The organism is Bacteroides sp. 3_2_5 (assembly GCF_000159855.2).
Lineage (GTDB): Bacteria > Bacteroidota > Bacteroidia > Bacteroidales > Bacteroidaceae > Bacteroides > Bacteroides fragilis.
The window spans coordinates 700,885-716,030 of record NZ_JH636045.1; the positions used below are offsets into that span (position 1 = coordinate 700,885).

Annotated in this window: 15 protein-coding genes, 1 tRNA gene and 1 rRNA gene; 1 reads left to right on the forward strand and 16 read right to left on the reverse strand. The window is 40.3% G+C overall.

From position 1 onward, the window contains the following. The first annotated feature begins 147 nt into the window (after positions 1-147). A tRNA-Met gene (locus BSHG_RS02165) sits at positions 148-220 on the forward strand. Positions 221-710: 490 nt separating this feature from the next. Here the strand turns inward: BSHG_RS02165 and BSHG_RS02160 are convergent. The 16 genes from BSHG_RS02160 to rrf form a co-directional block, all read right to left on the reverse strand. Beyond that, the gene (locus tag BSHG_RS02160; RefSeq protein ID WP_008661345.1) at positions 711-2,234 is read right to left on the reverse strand and encodes a hypothetical protein; all 1,524 of its coding nucleotides are present in this window, start codon (positions 2,232-2,234) and stop codon (positions 711-713) included. 132 nt (positions 2,235-2,366) lie between these two features. Further along, positions 2,367-3,140, reverse strand: coding sequence for an ABC transporter permease (locus tag BSHG_RS02155; protein WP_008661346.1), 774 nt, complete (start codon positions 3,138-3,140; stop codon positions 2,367-2,369). Further along, the gene (locus BSHG_RS02150; RefSeq protein WP_225550728.1) at positions 3,137-3,991 is read right to left on the reverse strand and encodes an ABC transporter ATP-binding protein; all 855 of its coding nucleotides are present in this window, start codon (positions 3,989-3,991) and stop codon (positions 3,137-3,139) included. Before BSHG_RS02150 ends, BSHG_RS02155 begins: the two co-directional genes overlap by 4 nt. Positions 3,992-4,026: 35 nt before the next feature. Then, positions 4,027-5,415 carry an erythromycin esterase family protein gene (locus BSHG_RS02145; RefSeq protein ID WP_008661348.1) on the reverse strand — a complete coding sequence of 463 codons (1,389 nt, stop codon included), beginning with the start codon at positions 5,413-5,415 and terminating at the stop codon, positions 4,027-4,029. A 23-nt stretch (positions 5,416-5,438) separates the two neighbouring features. Then, positions 5,439-6,236, reverse strand: a complete 798-nt coding sequence (locus BSHG_RS02140; protein WP_005791989.1) for a hypothetical protein — start codon at positions 6,234-6,236, stop codon at positions 5,439-5,441. A 12-nt stretch (positions 6,237-6,248) separates the two neighbouring features. Continuing rightward, positions 6,249-6,617, reverse strand: coding sequence for a GntR family transcriptional regulator (locus BSHG_RS02135; protein WP_005804269.1), 369 nt, complete (start codon positions 6,615-6,617; stop codon positions 6,249-6,251). A 15-nt stretch (positions 6,618-6,632) separates the two neighbouring features. Next, positions 6,633-7,448, reverse strand: coding sequence for a hypothetical protein (locus BSHG_RS02130; RefSeq protein ID WP_005791993.1), 816 nt, complete (start codon positions 7,446-7,448; stop codon positions 6,633-6,635). Then, the gene (locus BSHG_RS02125; protein ID WP_008770315.1) at positions 7,445-8,299 is read right to left on the reverse strand and encodes an ATP-binding cassette domain-containing protein; all 855 of its coding nucleotides are present in this window, start codon (positions 8,297-8,299) and stop codon (positions 7,445-7,447) included. Before BSHG_RS02125 ends, BSHG_RS02130 begins: the two co-directional genes overlap by 4 nt. A gap of 311 nt (positions 8,300-8,610) precedes the next feature. Further along, positions 8,611-10,044 (reverse strand): tetratricopeptide repeat protein, encoded by a 1,434-nt coding sequence (locus tag BSHG_RS02120; RefSeq protein ID WP_005791997.1) that lies wholly within the window; start codon positions 10,042-10,044, stop codon positions 8,611-8,613. Positions 10,045-10,063: 19 nt separating this feature from the next. Continuing rightward, positions 10,064-11,011, reverse strand: a complete 948-nt coding sequence (locus BSHG_RS02115; protein ID WP_005791999.1) for a PstS family phosphate ABC transporter substrate-binding protein — start codon at positions 11,009-11,011, stop codon at positions 10,064-10,066. Between the two features lie 2 nt (positions 11,012-11,013). Beyond that, positions 11,014-11,829: an energy transducer TonB gene (locus BSHG_RS02110; RefSeq protein WP_005792001.1), complete on the reverse strand. Its 816-nt coding sequence runs from the start codon at positions 11,827-11,829 to the stop codon at positions 11,014-11,016. Positions 11,830-11,858: 29 nt separating this feature from the next. Continuing rightward, a complete protein-coding gene (locus BSHG_RS02105; RefSeq protein WP_005792003.1) occupies positions 11,859-12,509 on the reverse strand; it encodes an ExbD/TolR family protein in 651 nt (216 codons plus the stop codon). A gap of 12 nt (positions 12,510-12,521) precedes the next feature. Then, positions 12,522-13,127, reverse strand: a complete 606-nt coding sequence (locus BSHG_RS02100) for an ExbD/TolR family protein (protein WP_005799179.1) — start codon at positions 13,125-13,127, stop codon at positions 12,522-12,524. 27 nt (positions 13,128-13,154) lie between these two features. Further along, positions 13,155-13,967, reverse strand: coding sequence for a MotA/TolQ/ExbB proton channel family protein (locus BSHG_RS02095; RefSeq protein ID WP_005792006.1), 813 nt, complete (start codon positions 13,965-13,967; stop codon positions 13,155-13,157). A gap of 139 nt (positions 13,968-14,106) precedes the next feature. Then, positions 14,107-14,550: a hypothetical protein gene (locus BSHG_RS02090; RefSeq protein ID WP_008770318.1), complete on the reverse strand. Its 444-nt coding sequence runs from the start codon at positions 14,548-14,550 to the stop codon at positions 14,107-14,109. A 499-nt stretch (positions 14,551-15,049) separates the two neighbouring features. Beyond that, positions 15,050-15,146 (reverse strand): 5S ribosomal RNA (gene rrf, locus BSHG_RS02085); the annotation flags it as partial.

Below are 15,146 nucleotides of genomic sequence, written 5' to 3' on the forward strand. Positions count from 1 at the left end.
GTGAAAACAGATAAAAAAAATCAATCTAGTTCAGCACTGATCCTCAAGTATATAGTATAAAAGAAGCTCTTTTATAAAAAAATAAATGCCGAAATATTTGGTAGTTCAAATAAAAGCCGTACCTTTGCACTCACAAAACAGAAACATCGCGGAGTGGAGCAGTTGGTAGCTCGTTGGGCTCATAACCCAAAGGTCGTCTGTTCGAGTCAGGCCTCCGCAACTAAATAGAAGAAGAAAGGCTGATAATTAATCGATTATCAGCCTTTTTTATTTTATATCGGGATAAGGAGCAGAGCCGGAATCAGGATTCCGGGATCTTCCATAATTCCTGAGGGATTCTATAATAAGAATGATGAATTCGGAATATCGGCTTGCTCTCTTACAGAAAATGAATTTCAATCTTCCATCTTCCACCCGCATCTTCCACCCGCTGATTTGGGAGTATATCAATAGCTAAGATACTAATTAATAATGGTAAGATGGGCGTTTCTTAACCAGATATCCTGTTTAGAGCATTCTGTTTTTCATTACTATTTAATAAAAAATGGTATGTTCTCTATCTGATCCCCCATATCCGAGCCCATGAACCCGCGTATCTGTGCTGAGGTAAAGAAACCGAGATTTGTTATAATAGACTTAAAGGCAAGATGTTAAGAGTAATGATGTATCTGTTTGAAATCTTAGTGAGAGACCAGATTCGTATCCTTCAACTACATAACCCTTATCACCATCCCCGGATCAGAACAATCTCCTTCTGAAGCATTCATAAGTCCTACCCGGCTAATTACTTCTCCCGGAATTATCAATCGATTATCCTTGATTACAACATTGGAAGTAATGTCCACCGGATTCTCACCGGCCAGATCCTGCGCAAAAACCGTATGCTTTCCTGTTTTCAATGGAGAAGGAAACACCATTGTCACTTCTTTGAAATAACCAAATAGTCCGATAGGTATGTCCCAACGGTCGACGGATATCGAAACAGCAACCTTTTCGGTTACATACTCACGTCCTACATTACGGCCTATAGTAGAAACGGCTACAGCGCCATTGGGGTATCGGGAAGCCAACACAAACGGACAAACCGACAAAGGAGCTCCGGATACCTCCGGTAACTTCATATTCCGAGCAACCCGCGCCGGTGCATCGGCCGTTACATCTGCACCCACCGTACGCCCCTTATTCCAAGTCTCATTTTCCTGTAGAATCCAATGATCGGTTAACTTCACACTGTCGATGGCGAAAGTCCCGTAACCCACTGCAAACGGCTCAGCTATCCGATGCCATCTGACACCACGCACGACTTCATCCAGACGCCGCTTAATATCACGTCCGACCGGAGGAAACACAAAATCTTGTGTCCCATCCGGCAAGGTCCCTGCGAACGGATGTCGCATCACACCGATAGCACAGCCCAAACCTACCGCAATATAAGGTTCATCTTCACAATTAATAATTCCTTTCGCTCCCTCGACTGTCTTATAAGGCAATAAATCACAAATACGCCGGATAGTTATCGGCTGCGCCGTAATATTTTCGACATCATAGGTCCGGAAAACATCGCTAAACTCAATAAATTCATTTCGCAAAGCATGTTCTATATATAAATGGGGAGCATATCGCTTGCCGATAGCTGTCAACTTTCTTCTCCATTCCCCATTCCTGTCTTCCTTTCCCCAATCAACTTTCCAATAATCAAATCCGGCAGCATTTGCCGTTTTAATTCGTTGTTTCCAATACTCCTCTTCAGGAATAGCTGCATGCGTCTCTGCCTTCTGGGCACAAATCCATCCACCGACACCTTTCCAGCCTTTACTCTTGATCTGTTCCGATAATTGTTTCAAACGCTCCACTGCATCTCCACGAAAAGACGGAAAACGATCAGAACTCAGTTCTACGCAACCTAAATAAAGATTGGGTGAATCATTCACATCTTTAGGAATATCCCACGAATCGTCCATTACAAAGTAAAGATCTTTTCGGATTGCAGGATAACAATCCACCCAATTCTGATAAAGCCCGTCCCCAAATAAATAATCTTCAGTCATAGCAGCCCTGGTCAGTTCAGTACTTTTATAGCTGGCCACATAGCCTTGTAAATTCCACGTGCAAAAGTAATCGGGAGCTTGCGATGGCATATCAGGCACAAGGCTTTTTACTAAGCGCGGCTGTCCGGCAGCAGAAACAGCCATACTACAAAATAACGATATCAGTAAGTTTCTATATCCTATCATGGTAAAGTAAATTTTAGGTTAACAAGAACGAATATTGCAAATATAAGCATTCTTACCACTTGCCGAACAAAATCACTTCATTCATTTCGGTAAGCTGGAAAGAACTTCACCCCTTCACTACCAGGAATCATCCTACCGCCATTTTTTATACCTATATAAAATATAACCCACGATAGAAAAGACTATAAAATAACTGATATTAATGGTTTCAAATGATTTCCAATAATAAACCGTTTGCTGCATAAATGAAGAGTATGCATGTAAAATGGAGGAATACGGAATAAAATTAATGTAACGCCAATTACTCGCAATCATCGAAAACACAGTCATAAAAAAACTAAATCCCAGTGCTAAAGCATAATTCTTAAACAAGAAACTAAACACATATTGAATAACAAGGATAGGCAATAGCCCAATAAAAACACGAAAGAAGACAGAAATCACTAAAATTCTCACATCAAAATTTTGAAAGCCCATTGACGGTAAACAAACGCCCAAAATAAAGCCTGATAACATAAAAGCAACATAGGCGATAAGAACTGACAAGAATGTCATTGATAGAAGGTAAATAAGTTTAGCTACATAAACAGTGCCTCTGGGAACAGGAAATAAAAACAAGAGAAGGTAATTGTCATTTTTAAACTCTTTTCCTATATAGGCCGCACAAAACAAGGCTGCCATTAATGGATACAACATACCGTAAAACATGAATAACGTACGTCCGATATTGTATATCCACAAGTTCGTACCGTCATAGCCTTCCTGACTCAGATTCCATAAATCATACACAATGAAAGCTACTGTCAACAACACCGGGAAGAATAGAAATAACTTTGCAGCTACATCGTGACGTGTTTTATAATATTCTGATGCTATGACATTTTGTAAGTCTCTTAATATCCTCATTTTGTTTGTGAAGTTAATTTTAAATAAACCGATTCCAAAGTATTCTCCAAAGGTTGAATAGCAGATATATGATAACCGCCCTGCCCCAGTAGCTCAATAAGCCTGTCATAGGTAGTATCATCGGAAAGGATAACTTCCAATATTGACTCCGACTTGATCCGGCTGTCAATTTGGACCTCTTTACATACCGAATGTAACAAATCCACCTTGTCCAACCTGATATGGATTCTTTTCTCTATATTGTTCAGTAATTCCGATAAATCTCCTTGATACAATAAACAGCCATGCTGAAGGATACCAACATGGGTACAAGTTTTTTCTACTTCATCAAGTAAATGACTGGATAAAAAAACGGTCTTACCCTCTTGATGCAGCTGTAAAAGTAACTCTCTTATAGAATGTATCCCCTCCGGATCAAGTCCATTGAGCGGTTCGTCCAGAAACAGTATATCCGGATCATGCAATAAAGCCATAGCCATTCCCAATCGATGTATCATACCCGTGGAATAGTGTCGAAGCTTCTTGTTTCTGGCATTCTCAATTCCCGTGATTGCCAATACTTTATTGATAGCGGTCCTTCCACAATGATAAATATGGTCTAAATACGCAAGGTGTTCATACCCCGTAAGATTATCATAATAGAATGGTTCTCCCGGGCATAAGCCTATCTTCCTTAATTGTTTTTCTCTCTGATCTCGAAATGGCTGTCCATCATATAATACCTCACCTTTAACAGGACGAGCTAAGCCAAGTAATACTTGAATCGTAGTTGTCTTTCCGGAACCATTATTACCTAAATATCCATAGAGTGCATTTTCCGGAATATCCAGATTCAGATTATTGAGTACCATCTGTTTGCCGTATCGGAAACAGAGATTTCTTATCTCTATTTTGCCCATTTATACATTTTATTTATAAAAGTTTTATCGTAATATACATCATAATTCAGGTCGATATAGAATAGCATATCCATTTGTTCGCTCCAAACTTCCGAAAGACTTGCACCTTGATCCAAACCCGAGATAAACGCTTGTCTCCATCTGCTATCCACGGGTAGTTCATTGAAATTTAAATAAGCAAACCCGACTTTTCTCTGATGTAGCAAATACTCGAGTGACAACGTACTAAGCGGATCCCGTATGCCGCCGTCAGTGTTTCTTCGTGCATACGAAGTAAATGCTATTGTATACATCCGGTCTCCAAAATGTATTTTTAACCTTTGTCCCATAGAGGTGAATCTGGTCGAGTCAACCTGCATCCTCCCCCGGTTGAATACATGCACATTAGCGCACCATACAATCACTTTTTGGTCTTTATAAACCGAGTCTACCAACCAAGTCAAATTATCGGCCATAATAGAATCGCGTAGGTTCATTCGTGTTAAATCACCGACATTCCGATACTTCCATATGCTCTCATACCGTAGTTTCAGTCCTGCAATATAACGCTGATGCAAACCATCTTCCATAGAATATCTTGACTCCTCATGAATTCTATTTTCCAATTTATTAAAATCCTGAACAATGGAGTCTTTTAACATCCTATCAAGCCGGTATCCGAAATAATTCCAGTTTCCATTAAACTCACTCATCTGCAAGAAGAAGCGTTGCACATACGGGAAATCCGAAAGAGAAGAAGAGTAACCATTTAAATACTTCTCAACGGATTCCATGTGTTTCCTTCCTTGTCCATAATTGGTTAACTGGCAGTCGAAGCCATCCAAGGCAATAGAAGGATGGGAGCGATAATATTCCCATAATGATTTTGTCTCATTACTCCCCCACCAAAATGTCCATACAGCTTTAGATGGATTCATCCGCTGACGACCATCCTGATTCATAAGATACATGTCATATAAGCCAGTTTCATATAGTATAACATTATATCCTAATTTCTCGTGTAAATAACGAACCATCCTGGTTTTCATTTGCAAGGTGGCTCCATCCTGATGCAACTGCTCACCTAACAATAAGATTTGCTTGTTTTTTAACTCTTCATCCAAGAAGCACAAGAAATCAGTAGCGGTATCCGGCATCTGTACAGTACATGGCACGGAATGAACATACCGATCAATTTCTATAGCCGATTCTGAAGAAAGAGCCGGTATTTCCAAAGGATACAAAAGATAGCATACCAATGCCAAAAGCAAAAGGATGACCGATAAATAAGACCTCCGTATTGCCACTCGAAAATTCTTCATAGCTTTCAACTTCAAATAACTGAAAAAGGATGCAGCAAGAAAACTAAAATACTCTCTACTACATCCTTCCTTCAATTATGTATTAATAATTTCTTCTTTTATTCTTCTTGAAGTATCAAACTTCCCTTCTCCCGTATAGTTAATCTCAATTCGGCGTCCTCTTTCTTCGGAGTCCAGATCATCTTTTTACACTCACCCCTCTGCAAGTTATTATGATAAACTCCACTTCCGGTCAGATGTTCAGTACCAATTACAGATTCATGAACGCCCCAATTCCTGACGCCATCCAAATCTAAATAGAGATGGGGAATAATTGATTGATGAGCATTAAATGTCACTCCATCTCCATCGACACAAAAAGCACGTATCTCACAAGAGTCCAAACGTAATTCCCCTCCTCTTATATATGTAGTCAAAGAGTCGGCATGCAACCTATCGATTCTCGTACGTAATCCACGAATAGCATTAGCCACAAAAGCCAGATTAGAGTCGGCTTCTATGGTCAGTTGTAATCCTTTAGCTTGCAGGGCCGGAATAAGATACTCCTTTTTTTGCTTAGGAAGATCATAAGTTGTCAAATCCAGGCAAATGACCAATGTATCTGCATTCTGACTGATTTTCAGATATTCGGATTCCGGACTTAAAAGTCTGGTTTTTCCATCTGTAGAAGAAACAACATTCACACAAGCTTCGTCCAACCACACACGACGCGTGTCGTTTGCATACACTTTGACAGCACGGATACCGGAAAACTCTGTTCTAAGTATCTTCTCCGACAAAGTGAGTGTATACGAATTAGTTTCTGATTTCTGGAAAGAAATATAAACGACACCTGCCATCAGTATCACGAGTACCGAAACAAGTATGCCAATAAATATATATGTAGTACGTTTCATAAAATTTCGTTTTTATTTTTGTTTCATCATAAAGTTACGGTACATAGTCAACAACTCGTCATCCGAAACTCCAAGTGTATAGAGTTGACGGAATACATGCTCAAGTTCATCCTTCAGAAAAGTCTCCCGACGAAGTGAAAAAATCAGCTCCTTTGCGCCGGAAGAAACAAAATAACCAATACCCCGTTTATTGTAAATGATATCTTGTGACTGAAGATAATCGAACGAACGCATGGCCGTGTTGGCATTTACCTCCACCATAGCTGCATACTCCCTTACAGAAGGAATTCGTTCTTCCTCCTGATACTGTCCGAGAAGAATCTCGTCACAGATTCGATCTGCTATTTGCAGATAAATGGCTTTACTTTCTTTAAAATTCATAAACGTAAGAGTTTGTTACATTCGATTAATAATCTCAGATTCCTTGAAACGGAAATACGCAAGTGTCCAGTTAGTCAGAGTGAAAAGAACAGCTATTGCCGAAAGACAAGCAAAAGCAGTCTCCTCGCTCATATCCGGATTGTAACTTATTTGATCCGGCCATATCAACTTGGCAAATCCGACCACAATCAATACATAAGCAATGAATATAATCATTCCGGCAGAAAATGTTTTGATAAACGAATTCTTAGGCCAAACAGAACTGCCCAGTACAAAGCAAGACTGACAGAAGAAATAGCTTGCAATCATTAATACAAATGTATGGGTATGCTTGAATACTGTATAATAATCCGTATTTTCACCAAACAGATGAGATAACGGAGTAATCGCAATTGCGTTATTTTCCGGATAAACCAAAGAGTATACCAATACTTTTGTATAATCCGCCAGTTTATAAGTAATCAGAAAAACAATTAAGAAAACAACCGTAAATACCAACCAACGGGAAAAGTATTTTTCAAACGATGTAGCAGGAGTCATCAGAACAGAGAGCCGCCCGGTTTTCGATTTCATCCTCTCCATTGTGAACGAAGCACTCAAGCAACCGAATACACAAAGCCCCCACATAAAAATCACCAGATTGAACTCCCAGGTACTATCTGTATCTTGACCTACTGCCCGGTAACTTAAATATCCGCTCCATAACATTATCACCGCCATAGCACCATACATCAACGCAACACGAAGCAGATTGGACTTCCAATTCTCCACCATCTCTTTACGGCAAAGATTCACAAAACGCGTTTGACTGAAAAAAGTATCTCGTATCATAATTCTGTTTGTTTAGAGTGGAACAATGCAGAAATCCTTTCGGGAACTGCCAAGGTAGCATTAAATAATAATTCCAGGTTAATCTCTGAATCTTCGCCCGATTCATTAGGCAAAAGCAAAAAATTACCTTGAATAGAGGGAGTGGAAAACAAAGACGACTGTAACAACTCCCGGTTTTCGCTTTCAGTAAAAAACAGTTTATCGCAAATACTCATAGTAGATTCATTCAGCAATACCCGACTATTGTCCATAATCAACACATGATCGAGCACCTTATCAATGTCACGCACCTGATGGGTAGAAATCAAGATCGTTTTATCATCCGTCATACCCGAAGCAATAAACTTCCGGAACTGACTTTTACCAGGAATATCAAGTCCATTGGTCGGTTCGTCCATCAACAACAAAGATGTATTAGTGGCTAGCGCAAAGCTCATGAATACTTTTTTCTTCTGCCCCATAGAGAGTGCCCCCAGATCAATATTGATATCCATTTCAAAATAGTGCAGATATTTCACCATATCCTCTTTGCTGAAACGGGGATAAAACGGACTGTTTAACTCTATATAGCTAATTAGCGAAACCGGAGGAAGATCAAATTCTTCAGGAACCAAAAACATATCCTGCAAAGTGATGGGAAGCCGGCGGCGTACGTCAACATCATGATAGACCACTTTTCCACTTTTAGGAGTGAGCAGCCCACTCATCAGATAGAGTAGTGTAGATTTGCCTGCACCATTTTTGCCAAGTAATCCGTAAACCCGCCCCTTTTCAAGTGACAGGGAGAAGTCATGCAAAACGGCACGCTTCGATTTACGATAAAGAAAGGAAAGATTTTCTACTGTAATCATCTTCATTTATTTATGAGTTTATGTGTATTAGTGCAATAGTACACCACAAATGTAGATAAATATATGAATATTACAACCGAATTGGCAATGTATTTTTAGATAATTTTCTTATTTCACTTATTATCAGCGCTATACATTCGATATTCTATCGATACGAAAGGAAAATCATAAAATCAAAACCAATACTTATAGCAACGCTCTAAAAGTAGAAGATGAAACCAAAGCGGATATAGGATAAGAAAGAAACTAAAAAAGGAGGAGCTAAGAATCACTCTCCACTCCTCCTACACGACAAACAACTAAAATTATTACTATTTGATGCCATCCAATGCACGTTTAGCAGTAGCATTAGCGGGGTCTATAGCCAGAATTTTATTCCAATACTCCTTAGATTCAGGAAGTTTGTTAGCTACCAGATAATAATATCCCAAGTAACTATAACACTCAATCAAAGCTGAGTTGTACCTCGGGTCATTTTTATCAATCAAGAAGGCAGCCACCTCTTCATAATAAGGTTTAGCCAACCCTTGAGTGGTCTCCGGGTCTAACGCGGAATTAGTACGTGCTCTCCAGAAGTTACCCAGATAACTATCCGGAGCCACTTTAGCAATCTCAGTAAAAATGGAATCGGCAGAAACAAGAGCCGCCTTCCGCTCATCCAGCGAAACGGTTAACGTATCCGATTGCGTACCCTTTTCGTAATAAAGCTTTCCTATTTGGAACTGTACGTCAGGGGTACGCTTGTCGGCACTCAACGATTCGCTATATTTTTTATAGGCCTCTATTGCCTTTGTAAATTCATTATTCAATTCATAAGAAGAAGAAACTTCACGCCACAAATCTGTTTTAGCGGGATCAAGCGTGATCGCTTTCATATAAGCTTCAACTGCCTGATCATACTTCTTCACGGCATTGAGCAGATGGCCGAAATACATATAATCAAGATAAGAAAAATCTGCCTTATCGGACTCCTTAAAGAACGCATCCGCCGCTTTCATAGCTTCATCATAGCGTTTCAGGTCGGTATAGTTATACATAGCCAAACGATTGAATGCAGCATCACGCGGATTCTTCTGTAAACCCATCAAAGCTATCTGAAGTGATTTCTCAAAATCATGGTTCAAAAAAAGCGCAAAAGAGTATTTCGTCAAATCATCTTCCGTAGCCTCCGGTGTATTGATAAAATGCGCATAAGCTTCGGCCGCTTTATCAAATTTATTATTCAGATAATAAACCTCTGCCAATTTTTTATCGGCAGCCACGCACGAAGGATCAAGGTTTTTCAGTTGTTCCAGCTTCTCGATAGCAAGTTGCGGACTAGCCCCCTTATATACGTCAGCGAACTTCAGATAGGCTTCTTTATAATTAGGATCAAAATAGATAGCCTGCTCATATAACTGACAAGCTTTTCCGGCATCTTTCTTAGCTACGGCAATGTCACCTTGCAGCACCGAAACCGCAGCAGATTTGCTGTTAGCTTTCTGTCCAAGAGCAGCATAGGCTTCGGCCTCATTAATTTTACCGGCTTCCAAATAGGCTTGTCCAATGGCAATCAGAAGATCCGTATTTTTTTTATTTTTACCTTTCAGCAATTGTGCGGCTTCCTCGGAAGCTTGCGCCGGATTAGTCTGAATAAGTTCTTTCACTTTGGCAACCTCACTGTGCCAATCAGCATCTGCCGATTGCGCAAAAAGCGGACCGGCTGCTACAAATGCTCCTACTAAAAACAGTTGAAATCGTTTCATTGTAATTCAATTTTAGTTATTATTCGTCTTTCACGTCCACAATACGAACCGGCTGAGTAGCCGGAACGAGTCCGGACTTTAATATAATCCGCTGCCCTCTGTCAGATGTGAGAAAAGAAGCGAATCCCCAGGGCAGTGCATTACGGGGATCGTTCAATAATACATAAATAGGCCGTGCCAACGGATAGTTACCATAGTACAGATAAGCTTGATAAGGCTTATAACTGTTCTCTACCGTAGCCACATCGTCTGCACTGACAGACATCACTCTGATCTCATCACGGAAAGACAAGTTAGTGGTATCACTTCGGTTTCCAAGCCAATTGACTCCAATCACTCCGATTGCATCAGGTGTATGTGCAACATAGTCAATCACCTGCTGATTTGTTTTCAGAGCCTTTACGTCTTTATCAGACAGAGGAGCTCCCTTACAAATGGAGTCAACCGCAAAGCGTACCGTGCTTGAATTTTTGTTATCAAAGACGAGTTGGATATCACCCAACCCCGACGCAGGATAGAGCTCTTTCCACTTTTGTACCTGACCCGTCAGTATACGGCGGATATCACGCACTGAAATCAACGAATCGGCGTTTTGTCTATTGACAATCAGAGCCAAACCGTCAGTAGCCAGTTTTATCTCCCGGGGAAAAAATTTCCGGCTATGAAAAGAGTTCATCTCCTCCGGAGTCAGTGTACGCGTGGTGATAGCCAAACGTACACTGTCCTTCAGGAGCTGGTTGATAGCGTCTACCTCAGTAGTATAACGGGGAACAATTCCGGCCAAAGGAAACAATCCCTCGAACACATCAATTTCCTCCTGAACAATGGGTTGGAAACTTTCGTCAGCAGTAATAGCTATTACACCCGATGTATAAGTGTCTGTCAGTCCGTCTTTGGGTTTCGAGCTACAAGCAGATAGTGCAATCAAGGACCACGCACCGATCAGCCAAAATTGTTTTTTAGTCATAATTACTGTAGTTTAAAGACAATAGGTACTGTGAAATTTACAGCTACGGCTTTACCGTTCTGTTTTCCGGGAATCCACTTAGGCATTGATTTGATAACACGAATGGCTTCCTTGTCGCAATATGGATCCAACGAACGCGCGATGGTTACATCCCTCACTTGGCCATCCTTACCAATCACAAAACGACAGATCACTTTTCCCTGTGTACCGTTTTCAGCCGCAATGGGAGGATATTTCAGATGTTCACCGATGTACTTCATCAATTCTGTAGTTCCACCGGGGAATGTGGGCATCTGTTCTACCATATCGAAAACTTGTTCTTCGGCCGGCTCTGCCTGAGTAACCACCTGCTTCAAATCGGCAATATCCTTACCGTTTGCTTCATCGTTACCCTTCACGTCAGCAATGGATATAGCGACTTTGGTTTGTGTAAGTTCTTCCTGACTCTTAATCTCGTCATCCTCATGTACCTCTTCGTCTTTCTTGATCACCGGAGCGGTAAATTTAATAGAGCTCTTCAAAGCAGGCGGTGGTGGTGCCACCGGCTCTACTCTTTTCATCTCTTCCTGCTTCACTTCCGGTTCCTCCAATTGCGACAGAGTGGTAACTTCCGTCATTACCTCTTTTTGCTTCGGAGTAGCCATTTTGATTAAGGTCGGAAGACTAAAACCTACTAAAGCTATTATCAACACAATGACCATTGCCACGTTGTGACGCTTGGGTGAATCGGCACGCATTTTATAGGCACCGTAAGCTTTATTTTTGCCTTTAAAAATCAGCTCACACCATTCAAAAGAAGTTAAATCTATTTTTGCCATTTTACTTTTCTATTTTTTGGTGTTACATTTTAGTCGGCAATATTCTGTGAAAGTTCACCCTTGCTTTCAAAGTTCTTCACCAGAAACTCGTCGGCTTCAGCAATGTTCGTTATCACATATTTACCAATATTACATATTTGCATTTCATCGAGAGCGTCAATCAGATTTTTATACGATGCATTATCCATTGCCTTAATGATGACTGTAGGAGTATTCTTTCCACTCTTTATTTCAGAAAGTTGCTTCGTAAATTCATCCTCTGATATCTTAAGTTCCAGCTTTTTCTGTTTCAGATCATTGACTTGTCTGACAGCAGTCGCATTTTTCTTCAGGAGTATCCCCCGTAATCCATCCGGTTTATACGTCGTCTCTTTCAGCGAAGTATAATCCTTGTAATTAGGTTCTCCTTCATAATAATATAGTTTGTCATCGGGACCCAGTAACAGAGTGATTGCCTGTGAAGCTTTCACCTTGCTTTGCTGTTCTTCGGTGATGTTTTTATCATTGCTCGGCATGCTTATCTCCATCGTCTGAGGTTTACTCAGCGAGGTACAAAGCATAAAGAAAGTGATCAACAACATATTCATATCCACCATAGGCGTAAAGTCTACGCGAACCGTCATCTTCTTCTGTTTGCTATTCCCCTTCTTTTTACCGCTTTCTTGTACTTCAGCACTCATAGTTGTTCGTTTTTAGTTTTCAGAAGTCGTTTTCAGAGAAGTAATCAGGTTGTACCGATTCTCTCTGAGGTCCTGAAGTGAATTCATAACATTTTTAATCACAGAATAAGGAGTATCCGCATCGGCCTTGATTGCAATACGTAAATCAGCATTCACCGCGCGTGCATTACGCACCCATGATTTGAATTGGTTATCAAGACTATCACAAGGAATACCTTCGTTCTTCAGTACTGCGTCCTGTTTGTCGGTCGGCAGGTCGAGATAGGTTTTCATGTTTTTCATCGGCACTCCGAAAGTAGAGGCCAACATGAATTTCTTTTCCTGTTCCGGAGTAAATGTGACACCATATTCCTGTCCCATGCTCTCCAATACCGCTTTCAGGTCGGACTGCTTGTCCATACTCATAAATATCTTTCCGTTCGGATCGACCAATATCTGAAGAATATTTTTCTCGGGAATTTTAATTTCCGAAACCGAAGCGGGTGTTGTCACTTGTACCGGCTCTTTCTTCACAAACGTAGAGGTCAGCATAAAGAAAGTAAGCAACAGTACCGTAACGTCACTCATCGCTGTCATGTCGATGAACGTACTTTTCTTTTTAATTTTCGCTCTGCCCATTATTGTCAGAATTTAGTAGATTCTAAATTATTTATGAGTAGCTGCAAAAGTCTGCACAATAGAGAAACCGACCTCATCGAGACTGTAAGTCAACTTATCGATTTTGTTTGTATAGTAGTTATAAGAGATAACTGCCAACGCACCGGTAAGAATACCGAAAGCTGTGTTAATCAAAGCCTCAGAAATACCTTGCGACAAGGCCATTGAATCAGCAGAACCACCTGCAGCCAAAGCGGCAAACGAACGGATCATACCGATAACCGTACCAAGCAATCCCATCAAAGTACCCAAAGTAGTAATAGTACCAATGATCGGAAGATTCTGTTCCATCATTGGAAGTTCAAGCGCCGTAGCTTCTTCCAGTTCCTTTTGGATGGCAAGTAGTTTCTGATCTTTTGAGAGAGAAGATTCATTCTCCATTTCCTCATACTTCCGTAGTGTAGAAGTTACAACGTTTGCTACAGAGCCACGCTGTTTGTCACAGATTTCCTGAGCTTTCCGAAGGTCTCCTACCGACAAAGCCTCTTTAATGTTAGATACAAATTTAACCAAAGAACCTCTACCGAAAGCTGAACGAAGAGCAAAATAGCGTTCAATGCTCAATGCCAATACAGTCAGCAATAACGTTTGGATAACAGGCACAATCACACCACCTTTGTAAATGGTTCCCATAAAGTTTCCCGGAAGCGGATGGTTGTTAGGGTCATTGTTCATAAAGTTAGTGGGATTTCCCAAAATAAAATGATAGATACACACTGCTATAATAAAACAGCAGATAATAACCAATCCGGCATTCTTGATACCTACAATCTTAGTTGACTTTTTTTGAGTAGTTTCCATAATAAAGTTTTTTTTGTTAAAGAATTTGTTATTAAGAATTTAAAGTAAATACGATTAGACACACCACAGGCCAAACCCTACTGCCTCATGCTAAAAATGAGGCTGTATTGTCAAACACAGCAGTATAGTAAGTTAGGAATTAAATAAGAATACGTCTCAAAGCAAAAATGTAGTAGTGGCAGCTTATAGACGCATAATGCGGATCTTTATCCGAATAATAAGACTTACTTTGGTCTAATACCAACAAATTCTCTCTTACCAGGCACCACTTACGCATGGTGTCTTTGAAAAGGTCAGAATCTTCAAGAATTCTGCGCAGACGGAGGTTATTAGAAGAGTATGTTTCAGAAACAGGTTTAAAACCCAATTCAACATCAGAGACAGATAGAGTTTGTGATTTATCAAAACCGGTGATATCACTGCCATAGCGATAAGAATAGTTAGTATCCAGAGAAGATGCGGAAACCTGGCAGGAATTAACCGACTTATGAGAGCATTCCGTAATATTCAATGCATTTCCACTTATGCTAAAGGATAGCATCAGCAGAACAAACATTAATATGAATTTTACAGAAGTTCTCATCGTCCTATTTTTATTGATAAACTCTCTTTTCGATTTTCGGGGCAAAAATAGTAACTAATTGCATAGAGTCACCACAATTTACATCTTTTAATTATCAAAAATTGAACTCTATCATTAAAACACTCTCAATCGGTTTTTGTTTTAACTAAAAGATTCTTTCTTTTATATAAAAGATTAATCAAGTTAAAAAAAAGTATATTGCAAAAGGTTCTTTTGACTTCGCCTCCTATAAAACAAATTATTCAAAACAGTGAAACTTCCTATAATTCGCTTAAATCGCCTCTTTTGCAAGGCTCCGTGCCTCCAAAGGATGCGGAGATACCCACCTCTTCCAATAACCGTTATATAGGACAAGAAAAGGCTATCGGATTTCCCATAGCCATCTCCATTAAGAAAGTGTTATCCGGAGGGCAGCCTGGCGCTCCCTTTCCTCCGCCCCCCGTATAAAACAAGTCATCCCCTCCGGTCTTTCGACCGAAGGGGATGAACCATCTGAAAAAAACGGCGACTACCTACTCTCCCACTGTTACGCAGTACCATCGGCGTGATCAGGCTTAACTTCTCTGTTCGGAATGGGAAGAGGTGGAACCCTGATG

What these genes read in the sequence shown, in the direction of transcription:
- BSHG_RS02160 (WP_008661345.1), bottom strand. Translation starts at nt 2,234, where the DNA reads ATGATAGGATATAGAAACTTACTGATATCGTTATTTTGTAGTATGGCT.
- BSHG_RS02155 (WP_008661346.1), bottom strand. Translation starts at nt 3,140, where the DNA reads ATGAGGATATTAAGAGACTTACAAAATGTCATAGCATCAGAATATTAT.
- BSHG_RS02150 (WP_225550728.1), bottom strand. Translation starts at nt 3,991, where the DNA reads ATGGTACTCAATAATCTGAATCTGGATATTCCGGAAAATGCACTCTAT.
- BSHG_RS02140 (WP_005791989.1), bottom strand. Translation starts at nt 6,236, where the DNA reads ATGAAACGTACTACATATATATTTATTGGCATACTTGTTTCGGTACTC.
- BSHG_RS02135 (WP_005804269.1), bottom strand. Translation starts at nt 6,617, where the DNA reads ATGAATTTTAAAGAAAGTAAAGCCATTTATCTGCAAATAGCAGATCGA.
- BSHG_RS02130 (WP_005791993.1), bottom strand. Translation starts at nt 7,448, where the DNA reads ATGATACGAGATACTTTTTTCAGTCAAACGCGTTTTGTGAATCTTTGC.
- BSHG_RS02125 (WP_008770315.1), bottom strand. Translation starts at nt 8,299, where the DNA reads ATGATTACAGTAGAAAATCTTTCCTTTCTTTATCGTAAATCGAAGCGT.
- BSHG_RS02120 (WP_005791997.1), bottom strand. Translation starts at nt 10,044, where the DNA reads ATGAAACGATTTCAACTGTTTTTAGTAGGAGCATTTGTAGCAGCCGGT.
- BSHG_RS02115 (WP_005791999.1), bottom strand. Translation starts at nt 11,011, where the DNA reads ATGACTAAAAAACAATTTTGGCTGATCGGTGCGTGGTCCTTGATTGCA.
- BSHG_RS02110 (WP_005792001.1), bottom strand. Translation starts at nt 11,829, where the DNA reads ATGGCAAAAATAGATTTAACTTCTTTTGAATGGTGTGAGCTGATTTTT.
- BSHG_RS02105 (WP_005792003.1), bottom strand. Translation starts at nt 12,509, where the DNA reads ATGAGTGCTGAAGTACAAGAAAGCGGTAAAAAGAAGGGGAATAGCAAA.
- BSHG_RS02100 (WP_005799179.1), bottom strand. Translation starts at nt 13,127, where the DNA reads ATGGGCAGAGCGAAAATTAAAAAGAAAAGTACGTTCATCGACATGACA.
- BSHG_RS02095 (WP_005792006.1), bottom strand. Translation starts at nt 13,967, where the DNA reads ATGGAAACTACTCAAAAAAAGTCAACTAAGATTGTAGGTATCAAGAAT.
- BSHG_RS02090 (WP_008770318.1), bottom strand. Translation starts at nt 14,550, where the DNA reads ATGAGAACTTCTGTAAAATTCATATTAATGTTTGTTCTGCTGATGCTA.